This is a genomic window from Enterobacter sp. Res13-Sevr-PEC09-46 (assembly GCF_015672585.1).
GTDB classification, from domain to species: domain Bacteria; phylum Pseudomonadota; class Gammaproteobacteria; order Enterobacterales; family Enterobacteriaceae; genus Enterobacter; species Enterobacter hormaechei_C.
In genome coordinates this window covers 61803-83126 of record NZ_JADABR010000038.1, presented here as the reverse complement: position 1 = coordinate 83126, position 21324 = coordinate 61803, and the positions used below count along the sequence as shown (strand labels likewise).

The window sequence follows — 21324 nt, the reverse complement described above, 5'->3', positions numbered from 1 at the left end:
TTATAAGACCACGTTTACTTCTGGCGGCGGCGGTGGCAGGTCTTCAAGACCGATCACTTCTTTTTTGCTGGACTCCACTTTCTGACTGCCTACCGAAATGCTCGCACTGACCCATTTAAAGAAAGCTTTAATCGTCGAACTGTCAGCTGTATCGAGCTGAACCACGATTTCAGTGATTTCTTTGAGGACGCTGGTATCGGCATCATGCCCGGCTGCACATGCCACAACAACGCCGGTTCTGGCCGCTTTAAAGTCATTCAGGCCTTTACGCCAGTCATCATTCGGACTTCCATCCGTCATCAGGAATACAAGGGGACGCCAGTCACCTTTAGTGTCAGCCGTCGTTTTCTGTACTTCTTTGGCAATGGAGCTGGCCGTCAGGGTAAGCGCTTCGCCAAGAGAGGTGGTGCCGCTGGCTGTTAGTGCTGGCATCTGGAAACTCAGGAGGTCTGTCAGGGGGACTGCCTGTCGGGCTGAAGAATCAAAGGTGATCACTGACACGTAAGCCGTTTCGAGTGCATACGGATCCTGTTTCAGCGTGGTAAGCAGCGTCTGAACGCCATTCTTAACCGCTTCGATAGGCTCTCCGTGCATAGAGCCGGACGTGTCGAGTAGCAGATATACGGGTAAGCGTCTCAAATGTAATTCCTTCTTAAGAGATCGGAAGAGGAGAGTAGTTTCAGGAAGAGGCCAGAGTTTGTAGATTTGATAAAACGGCACGACATCTGTCGGGTGGAGATTAAATACTCAGAAGCGGCATTAAAGAAATAAGTTAACCACCATTGAATTACCGACATGTGAATGGCCTCTTATCAGAGAAAAAAATTCAGACCGTACTGGAATATAAGATTTCTGAAAAAAACTCCGGCAAAAATAAACTTTCTTATGTATGAAAATCATCATACATCACAGATCTGCATGAATGGAGTGTAAATCGCCCAAAGATTGATGTGTAGCACAAGAGGATGTCAAGACACCAGGTTTTGTAGGCAGAAAGGCGCTGCTGACATTGCGGGAGGAGAATAGATCAAAACTCCGTCACGCAGATACAGAGGTGAAATATGACAAAACCGGGGTTTTCACCCCGGTCTGAGATTTAGCGTCAGGACTTTTTAGCGCTGTATTCTTTTATCAGTTCATCAACGGAGTGCAGAGCCAGCTTCTCTACCGCTTCACTTCGGGTCGAGCCACTCAGCGCAGCCAGACGGTCAATTTTTCTTAAAATCCGCATGCGTAGCGATAATGACACGGCTGTTTTTTTATCCTTATCGAGTACGACCTTCCCTGTGGACTCACCGGTTTTCAGTTCAGCATTCTGTGCGAGCGCTTCATTCATCCGGCGAAGGGTCTTTTTATCCAGCTGGCCCGGATTAACGAGATGGTATGAATGACCTGCCTTGCTGTATTTGATCTCCGCAGAATATGACTCGCGTAGCTCTTTGAGTGCCCGGGTTAATGTCGGCTCTGAGCATTCCAGACTGGTTATAATGTCGGCAGCGGAAACGGGCTTGCCGGTGCCCAGTAAGTTGGCAAGCTTAAAAATCCGGGCCTGTCTGGTATTTAATTGCATCGTAAGATTTAGCCTGCTTAAAGGGTTAGTGGTTCAATAGGCTGAAAAATGAAGGTACTGCTCATCTTTCGAATAACCGGTTGATCGCCTAACGCTTCAACCGGATCAATGTGTTCTAAGCCTGCAAAATTTACTGACGACATCTGGCTGCGACTGCATTTGCAGGACAGGATATACTCATCCTCCAGATAGCCGGTCCGCTTACTGACCCGTTGCGTAAAGCCTGACACAATCACGTTGTCGAACGGTAGCGTATGTAAAACGATACCGACCAGGCGGAACAAGCAGCCATGGACGTGGCGGGCATAGTTTTCGCGTACGGCTTTTTGCGTCATGGCTTTTTCCGTCAGCTCCGTGCCCCGGGCATTAACGCCGTAAATCTTATCAGGGAAATCTTCAATCTCAGCTAAATCAACATCCAGCAGGACTGCTGATAGCTCCGGCTTTACTTCAAATGCAACAAGCGTTTCACGCGGCCATTCAGTTTCTGCCAGCACACCCGCCAGGTATGATTCGAAAAACGCGGCGTCTGTCCGGAACTGCTGCCGGGCATCTGCCTGAGCCGTGGCGAGCCGTTTTTCATGTTCTTCAGCCTCAAACTTCCAGTTTGCATACTGTTCGGCCCAGGCCGTCCGTTGTTGCTGGTACCGGTGCTGTCGAAGGGTATTCTCACGCTCCACATCAATCAGCTCCTGCTGCCACCGGCGAAGATTTTCGGCGTGGCGCTCAGCTTTAGCTGATTCCGATTCAAACCATTTACCCAGAAAACTAATGCCTTCGCTCTCGGCAGGCTTTTCCGGCAATGCAAGATAGTCTGGCTTTTCTGGACGCACCGGTGCCGGAACCTGAAAAGGCGACGTTCTGTTATGCAGGTATACTGCTTCCAGCTCTGCCCAGCTGATGCCTGTTTTGGGATCCGGCGTCAGCTCGTGAATATTACGGATTGCGGTCACCGCTGACATGAGATCAGCGGCTTCCTGCTCAAGCGCCTGTCTGAGCCCCGGGTCGGTAGCCGTCCGGTTCCCACCTCCGGAACGCGCGGCCCGGTCAAGCCGGGTACGGTAACTCAGCCCGGTACCGGGCAAGCCCAGATTGGCATAGGTCCCCCGGCTTCCAAAAGAAACGGAAGCACCTCTCGGCCCGACACTCAGGCTCGGTGCACCGTTACTCAGGTTGAGGCGAACACCAGGAATAATGTTGATCGACTTTCTGAACCTGAACCCCATTATGATTTCCTTAATGATGCTGGGTCACGGTAAGTAATCTGATTCCATCAGCGCTTTGCTCGTTCTGTAACCCATAAAAACGAGCTCTGTCCAGAATGCCAGCCGCCCAGCGGCGATGTGTGGCGGGTTCACACATTGCTCCCTGCGACTTAAACACGGCCTGGGTCGAGTTCAGGATCCGCAGAGCGTCAGAATGCTCACCCTGAGTGACCATCAGCGCGTTTTGAATGACCTCTATCTGACCCGGGTGAATGGCCGTTTTCCCAACAAGCCCATGTGCCATATCAAGAGCCAGCTCTCTGGCCATTACGGCATGATCGTCAATATGCTCACATACGGGCGCGGTCAGGGCAAAATCACGCGGGCCGAAGACCGAAACGAGCATTTTGATGACGTAGCCCATCGGGCTGTCATACAGCGTCAGGTCCCGGGGACGGCGAAGCGACACAACGTTCATAAGATCGTTGCCGCCGATTCGAAGCGCAATAATGCGGTCGTGGCAGGGATGTTCCACCAGACGGGTGGCCAGCTCCCGCATCTGAACCACGTCAAAGACGTCTTCTGTTTCCAGCGTTGGCATCATGCACAGGTGAGTCCCGCCCATGATATCCCACCATTCAGCTAACGAACTGAGGGTAAATTTCGGCAACACAAACCCGTCGACAGCGGAAAGATCATAATGCGCTTTTAACCATCTGCCCATGTCGGCATGCCGGGGGCGAATGAACACCAGAGGCCAGTCATTTTTACCCAGGCTACGCATGCTGTTACTGAGCTCGTGCAGCAGGTGCTCCAGATTTTTGAGGGCGATGGGGATGTCTGCTTCACTGACAGCATCCTCAAGGCAAATTACCAGAGAGCGCAAACCCGGGATTTTCCCATGCAGGACGGCATCAGCAATATCTTCCCGTGTTGCAGGCATGTATAGCGTGGCTCCCAGATTCCAGGGAGAAAGACGATTTTTCATCAGAGTACCTTCTTGATAATGGTTACAGCCCGATACTGGCCGAGGGTTCCCCCCATTTCTGTAACAACTATTCCCTTTTCACGAGCAAGCCCTACAAGCAAGGCAACGTCCGGGTCGTCAATAGAACGCACAAATATATGGTCCGGTACCCGACGCAATACAGCCCGGGTTGCTTCAGCAATACCGGGTTTAATACGATTGACGCTGTCCACTTTAAATTCATCGGCCAGGAACGCGATAACGTCGCGACTTGTCTGCCATAAGATCCGGGCTGACTCCGTATTCCAGCTCAGGGGAGCGAGGGATGTCGGTGTTAACTTCTTACGGAAATGAGCGACGGTATCGACAAGCATCCGGCTGCATTCGAATTCACTGAGATGCTCGCAAACCATGCACCCATGTAATCCTTCAGAGGACCATACTGACCGGGAGATCAGACCTGATACCGGCGCACCCATGATGCCAAAAGGAATGAGCCAGTCATCATCACTTGCTGCAAGCCAGGAACAGCCACAGGGATCGGCCAGGACAACCAGTCGCGGCTGCTCAGGATAGCCCGGGCGATCTTTCAGTGCGCGTACAAGCTCTCCGGTAATTGCGCCTTTACCTGTCCATCCGTCAACAAAGACAATACCGCTGGTACCATGCCGCTCTTCAATGACGTCGAGTGCTGCACCGTCAATTCCACGATCCCGGATGATGCTGATGCCGTAATGCCATGAGGTTTTCCCCATGTCACGCAGGGCCTGGTGCAGCATAACGCCGAGCGGTACGCCAGCTCTGACAAGACTGGCCAGTACAATGGGCTCATCACCGAAGCGTTCGGCCAGAGAAATAGCGAGCTGTGTGACTTCTTTTGCAAGCCTCTCTGCGCCCCGATCCAGCGCCCGGTGAAACAAATCAAGATGCCATTGTGTTGGTGCTGGCTCCTGGCTGAGCATGTCTGAATAATGTTTCTTCCCGGACTGAATCAGCTCTTCTTTTTGATCAACCGGCGTCATCTCAATGACAACCGGCTTTAGCAGAAATTCCACGTCACCGGGCTGGTATGAGCCGGTAAATGTTTCATGTGGCTGCATTTTAATTTTCTCCAAAAATTCGCTGTGAAATGGCATTTGCAAACTGACTCTGACGCGGGATGCCAAACCAGCTGCACAGTTTCATAAAACGATGATCGCTCAGGCTGTCGCCCAGACCAATTACGGGGAAAACGCCGCGTTCAGCCCGAAGTTTTTCAAGCAGCCAGCTGACGGCCAGCCCTTTCTCAACCGGGGTGGGTAGCCAGGCCACGTTATTACTGTTGCGGTGGATGTAGAAGCCCTCGGTCGGAAACACCGTTTCTATCTCATCTGCAATGGCATTGAGCTCGTCAAGGCGGGTGCTGTCGCGGTGTTTCATCACCATATAAACCGCCGTTTCACCGTATTCGAAGTTCAGTCTTGCCCAGGCATTAATCCCTTTTGCGTCCATCATTTCAGTGATCAGTCGCTGCATCGATGTCAGCTTTTCCTGATAGGGAGCCAGCTGGCCGAGCATATGGGCCTTCCACTCCTCGTCGGGGTTGCCTTCAGGCGTGAGAATGACGGCCCCGTGCGTGGTGATTGCCCAGGAGTGGAAAGGGATCCGTACGCGGCTGATTTCTTCAGTTCCCCGTGCGGTAACGGGAATGAGTTCAGCCTGCTCCAGAAGCCAGTCCACTAACATGGACTGTTCTTCCGTCATAAAGCTTCGTGGATTCAGGGTACGATCAACGGCACCGGTACGGAATGGCTCCAGGGCCAGCTCGTCCACCATTTTACGACGGGTCTGAAAGAGCGTGTCGTCAAGGTCGCTCAGAACAACGGGTTTATTCATAGGTAACAATCTCCACGACGGGCGCAACCTCAGCCAGCGCCTTAAGAAGCTGCGCGTCAATACTTTCTGCGGGTGTCTCAGTACACACAAGAATGCGGTCAAACTGCTGGTGGGCGACGTTATAGACAAAATTGGGGATGCCCAGCCCGTAGTTATCCGTAAAGGAAATGGCGGACTCAATGGCATAACCAACGGCGATAGGGGAGCGGGTAGTCGAACCGTAAAATGCCTTTGCCCCGGCAGCTTCGAGCCGTTCTGCAAGCAGGAACGGCTCCCAGACGAATTCCCCTGTCCCGAGAACCAGAACACGCTCCCCTTTGCGGACGGAAACCTCATGGCCGAGATCGGCCGCAGGTGCGAGCATCCCCAGTCGACCCCATGACTGTTTCCCCTGGATGTCCCATTCTCCGCGTGAAGTTACGTTGACTTTTGGCATGTCCGGGACCGGTGCATCTGGTAATGTGGTCCATCCCCACTGACCGCTTACAAGAGAAACAGAAGTGACGGGTAAGGTGCTGCGCTCGGACAAGGCTTTGCCACTCCAGTCGGTAAGCGTAACGGCGATAACCTGTTCAATATGTTGAAGCTTGCCGGTATTACGCAGGGCAGAAAGCAGGTTAATAAAGGTATTACCAGTGGTTGCCTCGTCATCAATCAAAACCAGCGTTCGCGCGTTGGTAACACGACGTCTTTTCTCTTCATCATCTGGCAGATAGATCAGATGATCAGTGGCGTGGCTGTGTTCTTCCTTGAACTCGCAAAGCAACGTGCCATCAACCGGGTGACGGGTAGAGGTCAGATATACAGATTCACGATGCTGGTGGCGCACTTCATCAAACACACCGGCCCCAAGCCCAACGGCGGTTTCAGCCATACCGATAAACAGTACGGGCCCTGTTAGCGTTGAGGGGAACTGGCTGGCAAGCTGTCTGTAGGCCTGCCGCATGACTGAGGGTGGCACGGGAATGTGCCTGCCGAGTACTTTGCTGACAAACAGAAAGGCGCGTTTCGGGTTACGTCTTTCAGCGATATCAAACAGGTCATCGAGCGAAACTTCACCCTGATCGCGGATTACCTGAATCGTACCGCATGAGAGGGTACGGCGATAAATCATATCTTCGAGGTTATCAGACATAAACACGCCTTAATTCAAAAGGTTAGAGAGTGATTCCGGGTATGCAATTACATCCGTAATGGATCTCACCGCAACCGGAGAAAAGGTGTTTTTAGCGCTCTGGCGCACCATATCTTCAGACATCAGACCGAGCTTAAAGGCAGCAAATAACCCAGGAAGGTTCACCCCGCTGTGAAGGGTATAACCCACCCCCCCTGACGGACGCATGTTGGTTTCAAGCAGCACCGGGTTGCCATTCACATCGTTTCGCGTCTGAACATTCACCAGCCCGTCGGCCTTCATAACCCGGGCGCAGTCACACGCCAGTTCCCAGGCGCTACCTTCGTTTACCAGATACTGGATAGCCCCTTCCTTACGGCGTCCCACGGCTGCGAGTATTTCGCCCTTATCCGCGAGGATATCGACGGAAAATTCCGGGCCTGGCAGGTACGGCATCAAAACAAGGGGTTTAAACGACTCAGCAGCTGATGCTGCTGCAATATACTGTTGCGGACTGACCAGACGATGTTCGGGATGATTAAAGACGGCCATAGGCGAAGCACTGTCATCAAAGCGCCAGAATCCCATGCCATAGATACCCGTCACCGGCTTCACGCATACCGGGCTGTCAGTGAACGGCGGGGACGCGAGGTGTGTCTTTAATTCTGCCAGCGTATTCACCCGCCAGGATGGTACAACCGGGAGTCCCTTTTGCTCCATAAACTGAGCAAAAGTAACTTTTTCGTCAGCCAGAGTTAACCAGTCGACGCTCGTTGCACCGGTAGTAAGGGTGGCACCGGTCGATTCAATGTCTGAACGGTGTTCTTCAAACCACTGGCTGTTACGGCCAGTATGAATATGGTGGATGCCGTAGGTCTGAATGGTTTCCTGAATAAACTGGAGACGTTTTTGAGGATCTTCAGGTTCAGTCAAAGAATAATCGGCAACGGAAAGGATTTCATTTCTTTCGTTACGGTGGGAGGCAAAAACGGTAATGGCAAAATTATTTTTTTGTGCAAATGATTTTACCCCCTGAATAATATCTCGCTGGGAGGATAAACCTTCCATAAACCAAATTTTCTTGTTCATTTTTTTTAATTATCCGGAACGCCATGCAAATTTATGATTGAGAAGTGAGTCTATGAGTGTCTAAGCTACATGTCAATCATAATATGATTAATAACCTCTGTGGTTATGGAGTGAGTCAGTATTTTTTGGATTCCCGATAAAGTATTGATATTTAAATTAAACATAGAAAATTAACACCCTGAAAAGATTTTCTTTTTGTGTTTTTACAGAAAACTACCAAAATTTCCCTTGTCAGAGAACTTCATCATGATATGATTTTCTTCGTCAGTTAATAAACAACCCTTTGATTGTCTCGGTCATTACCATTTTAAGGAATAAAACATGGTTTCATTAGTTAAGAACCAGACGGTATCACTCAGCAAAGAATCATCTGCATTAAGCCAGCTTCATTTCGGTCTCGGTTGGGATCCGGTTAAGAAAAAAGGTCTTCTTGGAGGATTGTTTGGAGGCAACGACTCAATCGATCTCGATGCTGGCTGCGTATTAATGGACAGCACCGGTAAAACAATTGACACCATCTGGTTCCGCAAACTGGAATCCACCTGCGGCGCTGTTGTGCACAGTGGCGATAACCTGACCGGTGAGGGTGACGGTGACGATGAAGTGATTAAGGTCAACCTCTCCCGACTGCCTGCAAACGTTGAATACCTGGCGTTTACGGTAAACAGCTTCCGTGGTCAGTCGTTCAATGACGTCGAAAACGCGTTCTGCCGCGTTGTCGATCAAACCGGCAAAGAGCTGGCTCGCTACAAGCTGACTGAGCAGGGCTCACATACCGGGATCGTTATTTCTTCGCTGCGCCGTAATAACGGCAACTGGGACTTTACCGCCCTTGGCCATGCCTGTCGCGGCCGCACAATTGACGATATGCACTCCGATATCGTTTCAGCGGTTATCCGCTAATGAACCTGACGCCGGGGGGCAATGCCCCCGTTCCAGCCCAGGAGTTGCGGGTCCGGATCACCTCGGGCGGCCAGGTGGATGCTTCGGCGTTTCGCCTGTATGCCGACGGGAAGGTGCAGGGTGATGCGGACATGGTGTTCTATGGTCAGCCACGTAACGATGATGGTACCGTCAGCCTGGTCAGTGAAGGCCAGTACTCAACCTTTACTGTCGCGCTCAACCGGCTGAAACCTGATGTCCAAAAAATTGCGTTCACCGTGACCTGTGACGGTGGGCAGACGGTGTCCGGTCTTCGTAATCTTTCCATCGACGTGGAGCAAGGGGCTACCGGCCTGGTTAGCGGCAGTGTCGAATTGAGCGGCCGTCAGGAAGCAGCCTTAATTCTGGGTGAATTTTACCGTCGTAATAATGACTGGAAATTCCGCTTTGTTGCGCAGGGGTTCAACGGTGGACTTAAACCGCTGGCAGAGCATTTCGGCGTAAATATTGCCGACGAACCTGCTCCCGCAGCCCCGACTCCTCCGGTTGTAACCCCTCCGCCAGTTGAGACAAAAATCAGCCTGAGCAAGGTATCGCTGACAAAAGAGAAGCCTGCAATCAGCCTGACCAAACGGGATAACTTCGGTGAAATCCGGATCAACCTGAACTGGCACCGAGGCAGCGGCAAATCCGGCTTTGCAGGCATGTTCGGCTCCAAAGGAATCGACCTGGATCTGGGGGCCTTTGTTGAGCTTCAGGACGGGTATAAATCGGTCATTCAGGCGCTCGGTAATGCATTCGGTGATTATCGCGATGAACCGTATGTTCAGCTCAAGGGAGATGACCGGACGGGTGATGTATCAGACGGCGAGTGGCTGCATATCAATGGACGTGAATGGAAGCATATCCGCGAAGTGCTGATTTACGCTTTTATTTATGAAGGTGTTCCCAGCTGGGACAAGACTGATGGTGTGGTCACTATTCATGTGCCGGATCAACCGCCCATTGAGACCCGCCTGACCGAAGGTGAAAACCGTCGCACATTGTGCGCCATTGCCAGACTCGTAAACGAAAACGGTGCAATTAAAGTCGAGCGAATTAACCAGTACTTCAAAGGCCAGGACGAAATGGACCGGGCATTTGGCTGGGGATTTCGCTGGAGCGCCGGTTCTAAATAACACAGCAACAAAGGAAACAGGTATGAGCTTTTTCGACAAGGTAAAAGGTGCCATTAACTCTGGCCGGGACGAACTGACCCGCCAGGTTGGCCGTTTCAAAAACAAAAAATTTATGCACGGCACCGTTGCTGTATGTGCCCGTATTGCCGTATCGAGTGACGGCGTGAGTTCGGAAGAAAAGCAGAAAATGATGGGCTTTCTTCGCTCTTCAGAAGAGCTGAAGGTATTCGATACCAATGAGGTGATCGAGTTCTTCAATAAACTGGTTTCAAGCTTCGATTTCGATGTTGAAATCGGCAAGGGCGAAACCATGAAATACATCCTGGCGTTGAAAGATCAGCCTGAGGCCGCTCAGCTGGCCTTACGTGTTGGTATTGCCGTTGCAAAAAGTGACGGTAACTTCGATCAGGACGAGAAACTGGCCTCCCGCGAGATCGCTATCGCGTTGGGCTTCGACCCGGCTGAATTTGGCCTCTGATCCACATCCCTAAGGGTAAAATATGGTTTCCACACACATCGGCTTCCCGACTGAAACGGTCATTGTTTTTATTGCGCTTTCAGTCGGTGCCATCTTTATTGACCTGTTTATGCACCGTGATGACAAGCCAATCTCGCTTAAGAGTGCGGCGCTCTGGTCCGTATTCTGGGTTGTGGTTGCGATGGCATTTGCCGGTTTCCTCTATATCCACCACGGTGCTGAGGTTGCTAGTCTGTTTGTCACGGGTTATGCGCTGGAGAAAGTGCTGTCGGTCGACAACCTGTTCGTCATGATGGCCATCTTCTCCTGGTTCGCCGTTCCGGATCGTTATCGCCACCGTGTTCTCTACTGGGGGATCATTGGTGCCATTGTCTTCAGGGGCATCTTTGTCGCCATCGGTACGAGCCTGCTGAGTCTGGGGCCGTACGTTGAAGTTGTCTTCGCTATTATCGTTGCCTGGACGGCGGTCATGATGCTTAAAAGCGGTGATGACGATGATGAAATTGAGGATTACTCCCAGCATCTGGCTTACCGCATGGTTAAACGCTTCTTCCCTATCTGGCCGAAGCTCAGAGGGCATGCCTTCCTGCTTAACCAGAAGGAAGTGGATGCCGAACTGGCGAAACCAGAAAACAGCGATGTCACCATTGGCCGTGGTAAAAAAGCGGCGCTATATGCGACCCCGCTGTTCCTGTGTGTGGCTGTGGTTGAACTCTCGGACGTAATGTTCGCGTTTGACTCGGTACCGGCAATCATTGCCGTCAGTCGTGAACCGCTTATCGTCTATAGTGCCATGATGTTTGCTATCCTGGGCCTGCGTACTCTGTATTTTGTCCTTGAGGCACTGAAACAGTACCTGGTTCATCTGGAGAAGGCCGTTATCGTGCTGCTGTTCTTCATCGCGGCAAAACTCGGCCTGAATGCGACCGATCACATCTGGCATCATGGTTACAGCATTGCGGCAACAACCAGCCTGTATGTTGTACTGGGTGTACTGGCGCTGGGCATTCTCGCAAGCGTCATGTTCCCGGGCAAACCTGAATCTGAGGAAAAGGGGAGTTAATCCCCTTAAGTGTTAACCTGAACAATTACTAATCGAAGAGGTTATTTTATGAGTGTTTCTCTTTCCAAAGGCGGGAACGTCTCCCTGAGTAAAGCAGCTCCGTCAATGAAAAACGTCCTGGTGGGCCTTGGCTGGGATGCGCGTTCAACAGACGGTCAGGACTTTGACCTGGATGCTTCAGCATTCCTGCTGGCCTCAAACGGCAAAGTGCGCGGCGATTCAGATTTCATCTTCTATAACAACCTGACATCATCCGACGGTTCCGTAACACACACCGGCGATAACCGCACCGGTGAGGGCGATGGTGATGATGAATCGCTGAAAATTAAACTGGACGCCGTCCCGTCTGAAGTTGACAAGATCATCTTCGTTGTGACCATCCACGATGCTCAGGCTCGTCGCCAGAGCTTTGGTCAGGTATCCGGTGCGTTTATTCGTCTGGTTAATGACGATAACCAGACTGAAGTCGCTCGCTACGATCTGACCGAAGATGCGTCCACTGAAACCGCCATGCTGTTTGGCGAGCTGTATCGCCACAATGGTGAGTGGAAATTCCGCGCAGTAGGCCAGGGTTATGCTGGTGGTCTGGCATCTGTATGTGCTCAGTACGGCATTAACGCGTCCTGATCGAAAAGTAACTTTTCATATCCGGGGCTGTTAATTCAGCCTCATTCAACTGTTTGCAGGAGCTAAAAATGGCAGTTTCTCTCGTAAAAGGCGGCAACGTATCTCTGACCAAAGAAGCACCAACCATGAATGTCGCTATGGTTGGTCTGGGCTGGGATGCCCGTGTAACCGATGGTCAGGGTTTTGACCTTGACGCTTCCGTATTCGCAGTAGGTGAAGACGGTAAAGTGCTGTCAGATGCCCATTTCATTTTCTTCAATAATAAAACCAGCCCTGATGGCGCAGTAGAGCACCAGGGCGACAACCGTACTGGTGAAGGCGACGGCGACGATGAGCAGGTCAAAATTGATCTGACCAAAGTCTCAGCAGACATCAAAAAACTGGTGTTTGCCGTTACCATCTATGATGCAGAAGCGCGTAAACAAAACTTCGGCATGGTGAGCAACAGCTTCATGCGCGTTTACAACAACGACAACGGCACGGAAATTGCCCGTTTCGATCTGTCTGAAGACGCCTCAACTGAAACCGCAATGGTCTTCGGTGAACTGTATCGCCATGGCGCTGAGTGGAAGTTTAAAGCTGTCGGCCAGGGTTTTGCCGGTGGCCTGTCAGCGCTTGCTTCCCAGCACGGCGTCAATGTCTAAAAGACGCTGAGTCTGACCCCGGCAATGCCGGGGTTTTTTTTGGGTAACGATCCGCTATCAGCTGTTGAATCTGAGAAAGGGGGCCGGGCGTTTTCAGAAAGCAGAGTAATGTTAATTCTGGCGTGAACCTTTTTGCAGGACCCGGGTTTATCTATGGTTGCTGGTTAAGCCAGTATTCCGTGCCTTATATCAACAGCATGCCCCTCGGATATATGTTACTTTTGCGATTTATGAAGGAACGGGATCTGGAACATAAGATACCCGGGCAATGAAAATTCAAATTCAACAGGTATAGAAACTTCAGCGTGATGAAATATGGTGTCACACCATATTTACGCCTCACCGAATATCCAGCGTCCTGAACTAAGCCTGGGGAACATATATAAACGCTGCGCTTTAAAAATAATCAAAAATCAGGAGAGTTAATATGAATCTACAATCCGGACAAAACATACCCCTTCAGCAATCTGCTATCAGGCTGAATCTTCAGTACCCTGCCAAATCCGGCTTTAAAGGCGAACCCGATACCTGCCTGTTCTTGCTTAATGCTCAGGGAAAGGTCAGTGGCGATTCTGACTTTATCTTTTATAATAATTTGGCTTCTCCTGAGGGGGCAGTCAAGCTCGTTACCGGTTCGCAGCAGTCCAGCATTGATATAGCACTGGATCGTGTTCCAGCGAACGTCAGTAAAATTGCGATCACCGTTGTCATTGATGGTGAAGATACCATCAGTGGGCTCAGTTTATTGAGCATTCAGGCTCCTGGTATCGCTGACTTTCAGGCTGAGACTCAGGGCCGCAGTGAGAAAGCAATCATCCTGGGTGAAGTATATCGGCACAATGGCGCCTGGAAGCTTCGTGCGCTCGGGCAGGGTTTCAACGGTGGACTTGAGCCTCTGGCCATTAGCTATGGCGTTGATGTCGCACAGCCAGCTCCGCAGCCAGCAAAGCCAGCTCGTATCAGTCTGGAAAAGAAACTGGAAACCAGATCTCCGCGCCTTGTAAGCCTCGCTAAAAAAGCCTCGGTCAGTCTCACTAAAAATAAACTGGACACCCTTGAGGCAGCGGTTGCATTTGTACTTGACGCATCCGGCTCGATGAGTGGCCAGTTCAGTAAGGGTAACGTTCAGTCTGTGCTGGACCGCATCGCCGTTCTTGCCGCCCAGTTCGACGACGACGGTGAAATGGATGTCTGGGGATTTGGAGAGAAGCATAAGAAGTATCCAAACGTCACACTGGACAACCTGGACACATATATTCAGTCCATTCGCGGGTCTGGAAAGCGTTCAGCCTGGGAGAACCTGCCGGGCCTTGGAGGGACAAACAACGAGCCTCCTGTGATGGAAGAAATAGTCGACTATTTTAAGGACTCGAAAATCCCAGTATATGTAGTATTTATTACCGATGGCGGGATCAGCAAGACCCGGGCGATTAAAGATGCAATCCGGCGTTCTGCCAACTACCCCATCTTCTGGAAGTTTGTCGGCCTGGGTGGTTCAAGCTACGGTATCCTCAAAAATCTGGATGACTTTACTGACCGCCGGGTTGATAACACCCACTTCTTTGCCATGGATGATTTCGGTTCGATTAGCGATGAAAAGTTATATGATAATCTACTGGAAGAATTCAGACCGTGGATCGATGAAACAAAAAGGTTAGGCATCCTTTAATACGCACCGTTTGAGCATGGTTGAATGAGCTCTACAGCAGCTTAATACTGTAGAGCCTTTCATTGGAAATCGTACAGGGAGGAGCATATGGACCGCATCAAGTACCTGAAATGGATAGCTGAAGAATCACCAACTACGGCTCAGCAGCTGGTGGCTTGGTTAAACAGAGCAAGGCACTATACGCCCGACATGAAAGAGCATCAGGCAGGTGTACAGATTCAAGAAAAGGGGATTGTTGTAGGGCTTAGACAAAGTACTAATCGTTACCAGGGAGATTGTCTGGCCATACATGTGGTACAGCTTCCGGAAGAAATACAAAACAAGGGATGGTTTAAGTCTTTTCTGAAGCTTTGCTGTGAAGCGAATCCCTGGGGCGATGTTGTAATTGAAGACGTAAAAAATCCATATTTATTAGGCTTTTGCAAGAAACTAAACTTTACTAAATTGGATGAGTTTTATTCGGATACGTTCATTGTAAACACAGATGCCATTATGAGTTTATCCATCCCACCCTTAGGGAGATACGAAACCTATCTTGATTAAACCTGCGAACCTTTACCGGTTGCGTGGGGATCGGATGGATCTCGGCTAAAGAAAAATCACATCGTGTATTTTGACCAGAAAAAACTAATCCGCCTGATGTAATGCATTTTTGCATTACTGGTTGCGTGTAATGCAAAAACGCTTTACATTAATATCTTCTCCCAACAGGAACTGAGATGATGGCAACGATAAACGTTCGGATTGACGATGCAATCAAAATGACTGCTGATGAGGTTTTAAAAAACCTCGATGTCAGTCAGACACAGGCGATCACTGCGTTCTATCAGTACATCGCTGAAAACAAAAAGCTTCCCTTTACTGCACTCATGAGTTTCAAAACTCAGGATGATCTTTTAAAGACGTTCAACGATATTTTATCCGAAGCCCTTGCCATTGTCTTAAACTTACAGGTATGGATTAATAAATCAGATATTATTGATGGCAAAATAATTCAGAAATATTATCGCAGACTTGACAGCTATTATAGCAGTGCTAAAGAGCAGCTGAATTTCCTTGAAAGCAGAACAAAAGCAGCTCAGGTTTTAAATGCGCTTAATAAAATTTTGACGGTAATTGTCGATTTCAGTAATTTTGGATACGGATATGAGCAAGTAAAAATTTCTCATCCAGAAAAAAAAGAATTCGAATCTTCTGTTTTCGATTTCGAAAACAGGCTTAAGGAAAGCTTTTAAAAAAAAGATGAGGTAGCAGGATGAAAAAAGTAAGAAACGCTGTATGCCCTCAATGTTCAGGTACGGGGAATGTTTCAGGATTCAGATCTGGAATCATAAAAATATACGCTCCCGTTCAGTACATACGGCTTGAAATGGATAATGCCATTAAAGGAATTCCAGTCTTTCGTCGATAACAGTTTCTGACCATCGCCATAACCATGTCATGGAGGAGACTAACCGTGTTTCAGAGGTGAGCTGGTGCCTGGCAAAACATACAAACTCAAATATCAGGAAGAGAGTTTAGTTGTTTATAACATGCAGTCGTGTAACTGATTAGGTACTGGCAAAAGGAGGAAATAATGTTTGAAAACTACGTCTGTAAAATCTATGTAAGTAATGATCCTCATTTTAGTAGCCATATCGAAGCAACTGCGTTTGGTTTCGATAATGGTCAGCAGCAAAAGATTCTCACCGCAGCCCATGTTGTTACCAATGCTCTTGGAAAAAACTATCCCCTTAGCAATACCCAAAAACTTTACATCAAATTTCTTAACCATCAAGGACTGCTGAACGAAGAGCCTGTTCTAGTCGATTTCATTCTCAATGAGGCTAATGATAGGGCAGACTTTAAAGACGGCATTCCGTTTGTTGACAGTGCAGAAATCGTATTACCAGCTGGAATACAACAGCCTGTAAGTAGTTACTTTAAGGTCCTAGCTCCCGCAGCTGGCATGGATACATTGGGTGTCGGATATCCAATGAATGAGAAAACAATTTCGACATTCCCTGGTGAATTTTTAGGCATTTGGCCTTTAAATTGCTCAAATCATTCTCCCCATCATCACACAACTCGCTTTGTAATCGCACATTACAACACCGAAGGATGCTCAGGTGGACCCTATGTCGTCTCCGAGGGTGACCAGCATTTTGTCATTGGAAGCCTGATTGGAATTATGTCTGGAACCAGTCCAGATATAAATCCGCACATGTCTGTTCAGTCCGCAACAGATTTTTAGGAAAGCCAGTTCCAAAGGGGCAACGGCACGGCAGTTATTTCAGGTCTGCCCGATATGGCGTCTGCCCTTACTAACAGCAACAGCATTAAAACTGACAACCGTGAACTGGAAAGTGCCCCAATAGTAAGTCATGATTTCTTCATCACTTTTATGGTGCACTTTTTCACCCATAACACAGCAAGTTAAGAATAAGAGGCCTGTAATGGACGCTACCGAAACTGAAGAGCTGGAAAAAATTCGCAAGAAGGCAATGGATGAAGTTACAAGTGCTCTTCAGGCGCTTGAAAATAAGTTCCCGGGTATTACTGAGGGCGCAGCAGCATTGGCGGGGTCAGGCGTCGGCGCTGCGGCTTCCTTCGGTGCTCTCTATACGCTTGGTACAACGGGAGTGTCAGCAGCAGGCATAACCTCCGGGCTCGCAACAGCAGGATCTATCGTAGGCGGTGGCATGGTGGCAGGAATTGGAATCCTGGCTGCGCCTGTAGCAGTGTTAGGGATTGGCGGATACGCGATAGTGAAACACAGGAAAAATGGGAAGCTGAAAGTCGCCCTTACTCTGGCCATTAAAAAGCTCTACGATGTTCAGGAAAAGTTAATGTCGAACGCTGAGTACTTTAAGGCAGAAATTGCTGTCATAAAGTCGCACATCGATATGCTTAATAAAAAAGCCCCCAAAGGGGGACTGGGCGCAGCGAGGTAAACACATGAGTCAGTCTCCTTATGATGATGAGCTCAGAGCCATCCGTTATATTCAGCTCCGTGGTCAGGATATCGCGAACGCTCACGAGACAATTAACAGTGATATAGAGAGCCTTAAGGCACAGTTGACCGGGCTAATCAGCGGCACTGAACTTGATGAAGCGGAGCATCTGGCGCTTAAAGAACATCATCTGCGAGAAATGACCCCCTCAGATGCTGCCATGCTTCAAACAGGCCTTAAAACCATCTATAGAGAGGCTAACCAGCGTGTATGCGGTGATATTGGACTGGCCACAATACTCTCCACGGATGACCTGGCTGTTGTAGATGCCCGGATCCAGAATCATATTAAAGAATTTAATGATCGCTACGCACTCGACGCCTGGGATTATGCTATTGCCTGCGGATGCGGGCTCATAGCATCCATGCTGGATTTACTTTGCGTCAGAGCCCCACCAAAACCTACGGTGAGCTTTACGGCAGAAGTGGATGGTATTTTCAATAAACAGGTCCAGAAAGCCTTCAATGCCATTTTGCCGGAGGACCTGAGTACAAAACTCTCAGATTTGTTTCCTATAGGGGCACCAGACAGTTCGATCAGCAGCGATTTAGTGGGTGCAGCCGTTGGCGTTTTGTCTCCCACAAATCACCGCTTAAGAGCTTTGTCACACGACCCCATACTGGGCATTATTTTCGGCATAAAGGATATGCTGAACGGGACCTGTACGGTGGTTCAGAATGGACAGATCGTGGTTTATCCTTCCAGTAAAGGCGTTACAGACGAAACCAATATTTTCAGGCTCATCGCCAGAATGTTTGGACACCTGGCATCGGATGTTAATGCCCCCTCAGCAAAAGGAAACCGTGGCATGGGTTTACCGGCTCCTTTTATGGGGCTACTTCGTATGCTTGAGGGGATCCCTGTGGGGAGTTCTAACTTCGGCAAACAAATAGAGTACATGTATGTCAACGGGTATGACTTTCGTCAGTTTATCGTGACAAGTATTCCGATGACCATAATGGAAGTTTTGATGCGGGTTTTCTTTGTGGCGAAACAGGTATCGCTGGGAAAAGGAGCTTTTGGGGAGACCTTACTGGATACCATGCCGTTGCGGCTAAATCCACGCTTCCGGATGATGCTTGCCCTGGGTTATGGAACTTCCAGTGCTGTTAACGCAGGTAAAATGTATATCACCGGCACTATTCTCAATGCGAATTATGCCTCCTGGATGGGGTTGGCCTGGAATGGTTTTCACTCACTCAAGTGGTCCCTTTATCAGCGACACTTAAAGCTTTGGGCCGGTATTGAAAAGGCGGAACTGGAAGAGCTTCAGAACAATATAGACAGCATCGAGGCATTGACCATCAGAGCAGGAAGCTTGCCAGTCAAGTAACATTCACCGGAGCACCTCTGGAACCCCATAGCCCACCAGCTGCTAAAAATGTCTGCCTTTGCTTTTAATACTCTGTTTGCCTCCTCCTGGAGGCAAATGGAAGGTCATAGCTCTTATACAGCTCACAACAGGGGCCATAAGATACTCCGGTTCTCGTTAACTGATGATCCTGACCTGTCAGCTCTCTTCCCGGATGCTGTACGAGCGTAACGGCTTATAATCGAAAGTTCTCTCATATCAAACGTCATAAAGATCTATGCTGTTACTTAGTAACAGCCTAAAGGTTGTATTTCATATTTAACAGCTTTTAGGCTGTTAATTTGATATTACAGCTTTTAGGGTGTATGTTTAGAAAACAGCCTGCAAGGTGTATCAGAGGAACTGCCGAGGCCAGCTTATGATCAATAATGATTACCCGTTAAACACGCTCAACCAGTTGCGTCCCTTGCTCATTGGTTTTCGCAAGGCGAATGGCCTGACGCAAAAAGACCTGTCCGAAAGGTTAGGGGTCACTCAACAGACATACTCACGTCTGGAAGCCAACCCTGCCAGTGCGAGCATTGAACGGCTATTCAAGGTGTTTTCCATCCTGGGCGTAAAAATCAGCTTCTCCTCGACAACCACCTCTTCAGAGAGGAAGCAGACGGAAGAAATGCTTAAATCAAACTCACCTGCACGACAGGAGAAATGGTAACGATATGAGCCGGAAACAGCAGCGCCTGGCAATCTGGATGAACGGAATCAAAGTCGGATACTGGGAAAAAAGTAAAGGGGTAGACAGCTTACAATACCTTCCTGACTGGAGTGCAGACGAACAGGGAAGGCCGCTGTCATTGTCCCTTCCTTTTACTCCCGGGAACCAGGTCTGGCGTGGAAATGTGGTACGTGACTATTTTGATAATTTACTCCCGGACAGCGAAGGCATACGCAGACGTCTGGCAATGCGTTACAAGGCCGATAGCCTGGAGCCTTTTGATCTGCTGACGGAGCTGGGAAAAGACTGCGTGGGCGCGATACAGCTGCTTCATGACGGAGACGAACCCACAGATTTATATTCCGTGAAGTGTCACCCTCTTACTGAATCAGAAATTGCGGCAACTTTGCGTAATACCACGGAGACATTGCTACCGGGCAGGCCAGAAGATAACGACGACTTACGTTTATCTATTGCCGGTGCTCAGGAGAAAACAGCCCTACTGTGGCATGAAGATCGGTGGTGCATGCCGGAGGGTAATACACCAACGACGCATATATTCAAGCTACCGCTCGGACTTGTGGGGAACATGAAAGCCGACATGAGCTCGTCGGTTGAAAATGAATGGCTCTGCTCGGTACTTCTCGAACAGTACGGGCTCCCCGTGGCAAGAACGCAGATTGCTCACTTTGAAGATCAGAAAGCGCTGGTGGTAGAACGTTTTGACCGAAAATGGTCAGGAGACGGACAATGGATCATTCGTTTACCCCAGGAGGATATGTGTCAGGCCCTGGGCGTTTCGCCATTACGAAAATATCAGGCGGACGGCGGGCCAGGTATATCGGAAATTATGGAAGTACTGAGTAATTCAGACCGCGCAGAGCATGACAAAGCGCAGTTTTTTATGACGCAGATAATTTTCTGGATGATGGCCGCAACAGATGGCCACGCTAAAAATTTCAGTATTTCTGTTGGGCCACAGGGACGTTATCACCTTACACCACTCTATGATGTGTTGTCGGCATGGCCGGTGATCGGTCAAGGGAACAATCAGATATCCTTGCAGAAGTGCAAACTGGCGATGGCCGTACGTGGCAGTAGCAACTATTACCAGATATATCGAATACAACGACGCCACTGGATCAGGCATGGTGAGATAACCGGCCTGAGTAAACAGCAGACGGAGGCGATGATAGAGGAAATCATCGCCAGAACCCCGGGAGTCATTGAACGTGTTAGCGGGCTTCTTCCGTACCAGTTCCACCAGCAGCTTGTCGAAAGTATTTTTGATGGAATGAGGCAGCAATGCAGGCGCCTGGCTGAGAAATAACAGCCGCAATTGAGAACTTGCTGGAGAACGTATGCACAGATTGTAGCTGATGCCACCAGCGGAGAAGATGGGCCTGATACTTACAAATGGAGTGTTGGGATCGCGCCTTAGCATCTGTCGGTCTGGGGATGAAAACGTACTTAACATCCAGCGAATTCCCAGACTTCACATTGCGACGGCCGCAATCACGTGAGAGAAAAAAATGGCAATTTTAGCAATGATTGCAGTTATCGCCCTGGGTGGATACGTCTACGGATTTATTAAAGTTCGTGAACTGGGTGCATTACGTAAAGAAATGAAACTGTACGTGGATCGCATGGAAGCGGCGGAGCTGGACTTACACGCAATCAGAAGCGTAGCGGAGCACCGGTTACACGGTGCAGGTAAACAGTTTGCCGATCTTTACAGCCGTATTGACGGTACAACTGTGACGCTGACACCCGAAGATCAGCTGTTACTGTCAACGATGCCATTTAATATCCAGGATGTAGAAGACATCGTAAACGAGCGCGGTCCAAAGACAATTAGCGGCCGTCCGTTCTGGGAAGTTGAGCCAGGCCAACATGACTATGAATATGGCCCGCAATATCCGTATTTCCCAGACCAGCGCTAG

General features: G+C 49.5%; 23 protein-coding genes. 15 read left to right on the top strand and 8 right to left on the bottom strand.

Features of this window, described 5'->3' with window-relative positions:
• The 8 genes from IMQ56_RS22905 to IMQ56_RS22870 form a co-directional block, all read right to left on the bottom strand.
• Window positions 1–639, bottom strand: a complete 639-nt coding sequence (locus tag IMQ56_RS22905) for a VWA domain-containing protein (protein ID WP_001388628.1) — start codon at window positions 637–639, stop codon at window positions 1–3.
• 463 nt (window positions 640–1102) lie between these two features.
• Entirely contained in the window at window positions 1103–1570 is a 468-nt protein-coding gene (gene terW, locus IMQ56_RS22900; RefSeq protein WP_001176767.1) for a tellurium resistance protein TerW, read from the bottom strand.
• Between the two features lie 17 nt (window positions 1571–1587).
• Complete coding sequence (locus IMQ56_RS22895) at window positions 1588–2796, bottom strand: DUF4236 domain-containing protein (RefSeq protein ID WP_000506888.1); 1209 nt, start codon at window positions 2794–2796, stop codon at window positions 1588–1590.
• Between the two features lie 10 nt (window positions 2797–2806).
• Window positions 2807–3763: an HpcH/HpaI aldolase/citrate lyase family protein gene (locus tag IMQ56_RS22890; protein WP_000797363.1), complete on the bottom strand. Its 957-nt coding sequence runs from the start codon at window positions 3761–3763 to the stop codon at window positions 2807–2809.
• A complete protein-coding gene (locus tag IMQ56_RS22885; protein ID WP_001182415.1) occupies window positions 3763–4842 on the bottom strand; it encodes a cysteine protease StiP family protein in 1080 nt (359 codons plus the stop codon). Before IMQ56_RS22885 ends, IMQ56_RS22890 begins: the two co-directional genes overlap by 1 nt.
• 1 nt (window position 4843) lies before the next feature.
• Complete coding sequence (locus tag IMQ56_RS22880; protein ID WP_059446325.1) at window positions 4844–5617, bottom strand: hypothetical protein; 774 nt, start codon at window positions 5615–5617, stop codon at window positions 4844–4846.
• Window positions 5610–6752 carry a phosphoribosyltransferase domain-containing protein gene (locus IMQ56_RS22875; RefSeq protein WP_001282603.1) on the bottom strand — a complete coding sequence of 381 codons (1143 nt, stop codon included), beginning with the start codon at window positions 6750–6752 and terminating at the stop codon, window positions 5610–5612. The genes IMQ56_RS22880 and IMQ56_RS22875 overlap by 8 nt, the downstream gene beginning before the upstream one ends.
• Before the next feature lie 9 nt (window positions 6753–6761).
• Entirely contained in the window at window positions 6762–7820 is a 1059-nt protein-coding gene (locus IMQ56_RS22870; protein ID WP_001035171.1) for an ATP-grasp domain-containing protein, read from the bottom strand.
• A 321-nt stretch (window positions 7821–8141) separates the two neighbouring features.
• Between IMQ56_RS22870 and IMQ56_RS22865 the strand changes: the two genes are divergently transcribed.
• The 15 genes from IMQ56_RS22865 to IMQ56_RS22795 all read left to right on the top strand — a co-directional run bounded on the left by IMQ56_RS22865 (window position 8142) and on the right by IMQ56_RS22795 (window position 21324).
• The gene (locus tag IMQ56_RS22865) at window positions 8142–8723 is read left to right on the top strand and encodes a TerD family protein (protein WP_000254136.1); all 582 of its coding nucleotides are present in this window, start codon (window positions 8142–8144) and stop codon (window positions 8721–8723) included.
• On the top strand, window positions 8723–9880 hold the full coding sequence (locus IMQ56_RS22860; protein ID WP_001054786.1) for a TerD family protein: 1158 nt from the start codon (window positions 8723–8725) through the stop codon (window positions 9878–9880). The genes IMQ56_RS22865 and IMQ56_RS22860 overlap by 1 nt, the downstream gene beginning before the upstream one ends.
• A 22-nt stretch (window positions 9881–9902) precedes the next feature.
• On the top strand, window positions 9903–10358 hold the full coding sequence (locus tag IMQ56_RS22855; protein WP_000007448.1) for a tellurite resistance TerB family protein: 456 nt from the start codon (window positions 9903–9905) through the stop codon (window positions 10356–10358).
• A 22-nt stretch (window positions 10359–10380) separates the two neighbouring features.
• Window positions 10381–11421 carry a tellurium resistance membrane protein TerC gene (gene terC / locus IMQ56_RS22850; protein ID WP_000255079.1) on the top strand — a complete coding sequence of 347 codons (1041 nt, stop codon included), beginning with the start codon at window positions 10381–10383 and terminating at the stop codon, window positions 11419–11421.
• Window positions 11422–11469: 48 nt separating this feature from the next.
• On the top strand, window positions 11470–12048 hold the full coding sequence (gene terD, locus IMQ56_RS22845) for a tellurium resistance membrane protein TerD (RefSeq protein WP_000116680.1): 579 nt from the start codon (window positions 11470–11472) through the stop codon (window positions 12046–12048).
• Window positions 12049–12116: 68 nt separating this feature from the next.
• Window positions 12117–12692 (top strand): TerD family protein, encoded by a 576-nt coding sequence (locus IMQ56_RS22840; protein ID WP_020996162.1) that lies wholly within the window; start codon window positions 12117–12119, stop codon window positions 12690–12692.
• Window positions 12693–13119: 427 nt separating this feature from the next.
• A complete protein-coding gene (locus IMQ56_RS22835) occupies window positions 13120–14361 on the top strand; it encodes a VWA domain-containing protein (protein ID WP_047343499.1) in 1242 nt (413 codons plus the stop codon).
• An 87-nt stretch (window positions 14362–14448) separates the two neighbouring features.
• Window positions 14449–14904, top strand: a complete 456-nt coding sequence (locus IMQ56_RS22830; protein ID WP_045342027.1) for a hypothetical protein — start codon at window positions 14449–14451, stop codon at window positions 14902–14904.
• 176 nt (window positions 14905–15080) lie between these two features.
• Window positions 15081–15596 (top strand): type II toxin-antitoxin system RelB/DinJ family antitoxin, encoded by a 516-nt coding sequence (locus IMQ56_RS22825; protein WP_223998217.1) that lies wholly within the window; start codon window positions 15081–15083, stop codon window positions 15594–15596.
• Between the two features lie 341 nt (window positions 15597–15937).
• Window positions 15938–16594, top strand: a complete 657-nt coding sequence (locus IMQ56_RS22820; protein WP_023327708.1) for a trypsin-like serine protease — start codon at window positions 15938–15940, stop codon at window positions 16592–16594.
• Between the two features lie 202 nt (window positions 16595–16796).
• The gene (locus IMQ56_RS22815) at window positions 16797–17294 is read left to right on the top strand and encodes a membrane protein (protein WP_045342032.1); all 498 of its coding nucleotides are present in this window, start codon (window positions 16797–16799) and stop codon (window positions 17292–17294) included.
• A gap of 4 nt (window positions 17295–17298) precedes the next feature.
• Entirely contained in the window at window positions 17299–18687 is a 1389-nt protein-coding gene (locus tag IMQ56_RS22810; protein WP_058672718.1) for a hypothetical protein, read from the top strand.
• 400 nt (window positions 18688–19087) lie between these two features.
• The gene (locus IMQ56_RS22805) at window positions 19088–19381 is read left to right on the top strand and encodes a helix-turn-helix transcriptional regulator (protein ID WP_032636197.1); all 294 of its coding nucleotides are present in this window, start codon (window positions 19088–19090) and stop codon (window positions 19379–19381) included.
• Between the two features lie 4 nt (window positions 19382–19385).
• Window positions 19386–20711, top strand: coding sequence for a type II toxin-antitoxin system HipA family toxin (locus IMQ56_RS22800; protein WP_047343497.1), 1326 nt, complete (start codon window positions 19386–19388; stop codon window positions 20709–20711).
• 202 nt (window positions 20712–20913) lie between these two features.
• Window positions 20914–21324 (top strand): hypothetical protein, encoded by a 411-nt coding sequence (locus IMQ56_RS22795; protein ID WP_023327703.1) that lies wholly within the window; start codon window positions 20914–20916, stop codon window positions 21322–21324.

Bases quoted from the DNA above. Each gene is read 5' to 3' on its own strand.
- terW (WP_001176767.1), bottom strand. From the start codon at position 1,570: ATGCAATTAAATACCAGACAGGCCCGGATTTTTAAGCTTGCCAACTTA.
- IMQ56_RS22895 (WP_000506888.1), bottom strand. From the start codon at position 2,796: ATGGGGTTCAGGTTCAGAAAGTCGATCAACATTATTCCTGGTGTTCGC.
- IMQ56_RS22890 (WP_000797363.1), bottom strand. From the start codon at position 3,763: ATGAAAAATCGTCTTTCTCCCTGGAATCTGGGAGCCACGCTATACATG.
- IMQ56_RS22885 (WP_001182415.1), bottom strand. From the start codon at position 4,842: ATGCAGCCACATGAAACATTTACCGGCTCATACCAGCCCGGTGACGTG.
- IMQ56_RS22880 (WP_059446325.1), bottom strand. From the start codon at position 5,617: ATGAATAAACCCGTTGTTCTGAGCGACCTTGACGACACGCTCTTTCAG.
- IMQ56_RS22875 (WP_001282603.1), bottom strand. From the start codon at position 6,752: ATGTCTGATAACCTCGAAGATATGATTTATCGCCGTACCCTCTCATGC.
- IMQ56_RS22870 (WP_001035171.1), bottom strand. From the start codon at position 7,820: ATGAACAAGAAAATTTGGTTTATGGAAGGTTTATCCTCCCAGCGAGAT.
- IMQ56_RS22865 (WP_000254136.1), top strand. From the start codon at position 8,142: ATGGTTTCATTAGTTAAGAACCAGACGGTATCACTCAGCAAAGAATCA.
- IMQ56_RS22860 (WP_001054786.1), top strand. From the start codon at position 8,723: ATGAACCTGACGCCGGGGGGCAATGCCCCCGTTCCAGCCCAGGAGTTG.
- IMQ56_RS22855 (WP_000007448.1), top strand. From the start codon at position 9,903: ATGAGCTTTTTCGACAAGGTAAAAGGTGCCATTAACTCTGGCCGGGAC.
- terC (WP_000255079.1), top strand. From the start codon at position 10,381: ATGGTTTCCACACACATCGGCTTCCCGACTGAAACGGTCATTGTTTTT.
- terD (WP_000116680.1), top strand. From the start codon at position 11,470: ATGAGTGTTTCTCTTTCCAAAGGCGGGAACGTCTCCCTGAGTAAAGCA.
- IMQ56_RS22840 (WP_020996162.1), top strand. From the start codon at position 12,117: ATGGCAGTTTCTCTCGTAAAAGGCGGCAACGTATCTCTGACCAAAGAA.
- IMQ56_RS22835 (WP_047343499.1), top strand. From the start codon at position 13,120: ATGAATCTACAATCCGGACAAAACATACCCCTTCAGCAATCTGCTATC.
- IMQ56_RS22830 (WP_045342027.1), top strand. From the start codon at position 14,449: ATGGACCGCATCAAGTACCTGAAATGGATAGCTGAAGAATCACCAACT.
- IMQ56_RS22825 (WP_223998217.1), top strand. From the start codon at position 15,081: ATGATGGCAACGATAAACGTTCGGATTGACGATGCAATCAAAATGACT.
- IMQ56_RS22820 (WP_023327708.1), top strand. From the start codon at position 15,938: ATGTTTGAAAACTACGTCTGTAAAATCTATGTAAGTAATGATCCTCAT.
- IMQ56_RS22815 (WP_045342032.1), top strand. From the start codon at position 16,797: ATGGACGCTACCGAAACTGAAGAGCTGGAAAAAATTCGCAAGAAGGCA.
- IMQ56_RS22810 (WP_058672718.1), top strand. From the start codon at position 17,299: ATGAGTCAGTCTCCTTATGATGATGAGCTCAGAGCCATCCGTTATATT.
- IMQ56_RS22800 (WP_047343497.1), top strand. From the start codon at position 19,386: ATGAGCCGGAAACAGCAGCGCCTGGCAATCTGGATGAACGGAATCAAA.
- IMQ56_RS22795 (WP_023327703.1), top strand. From the start codon at position 20,914: ATGGCAATTTTAGCAATGATTGCAGTTATCGCCCTGGGTGGATACGTC.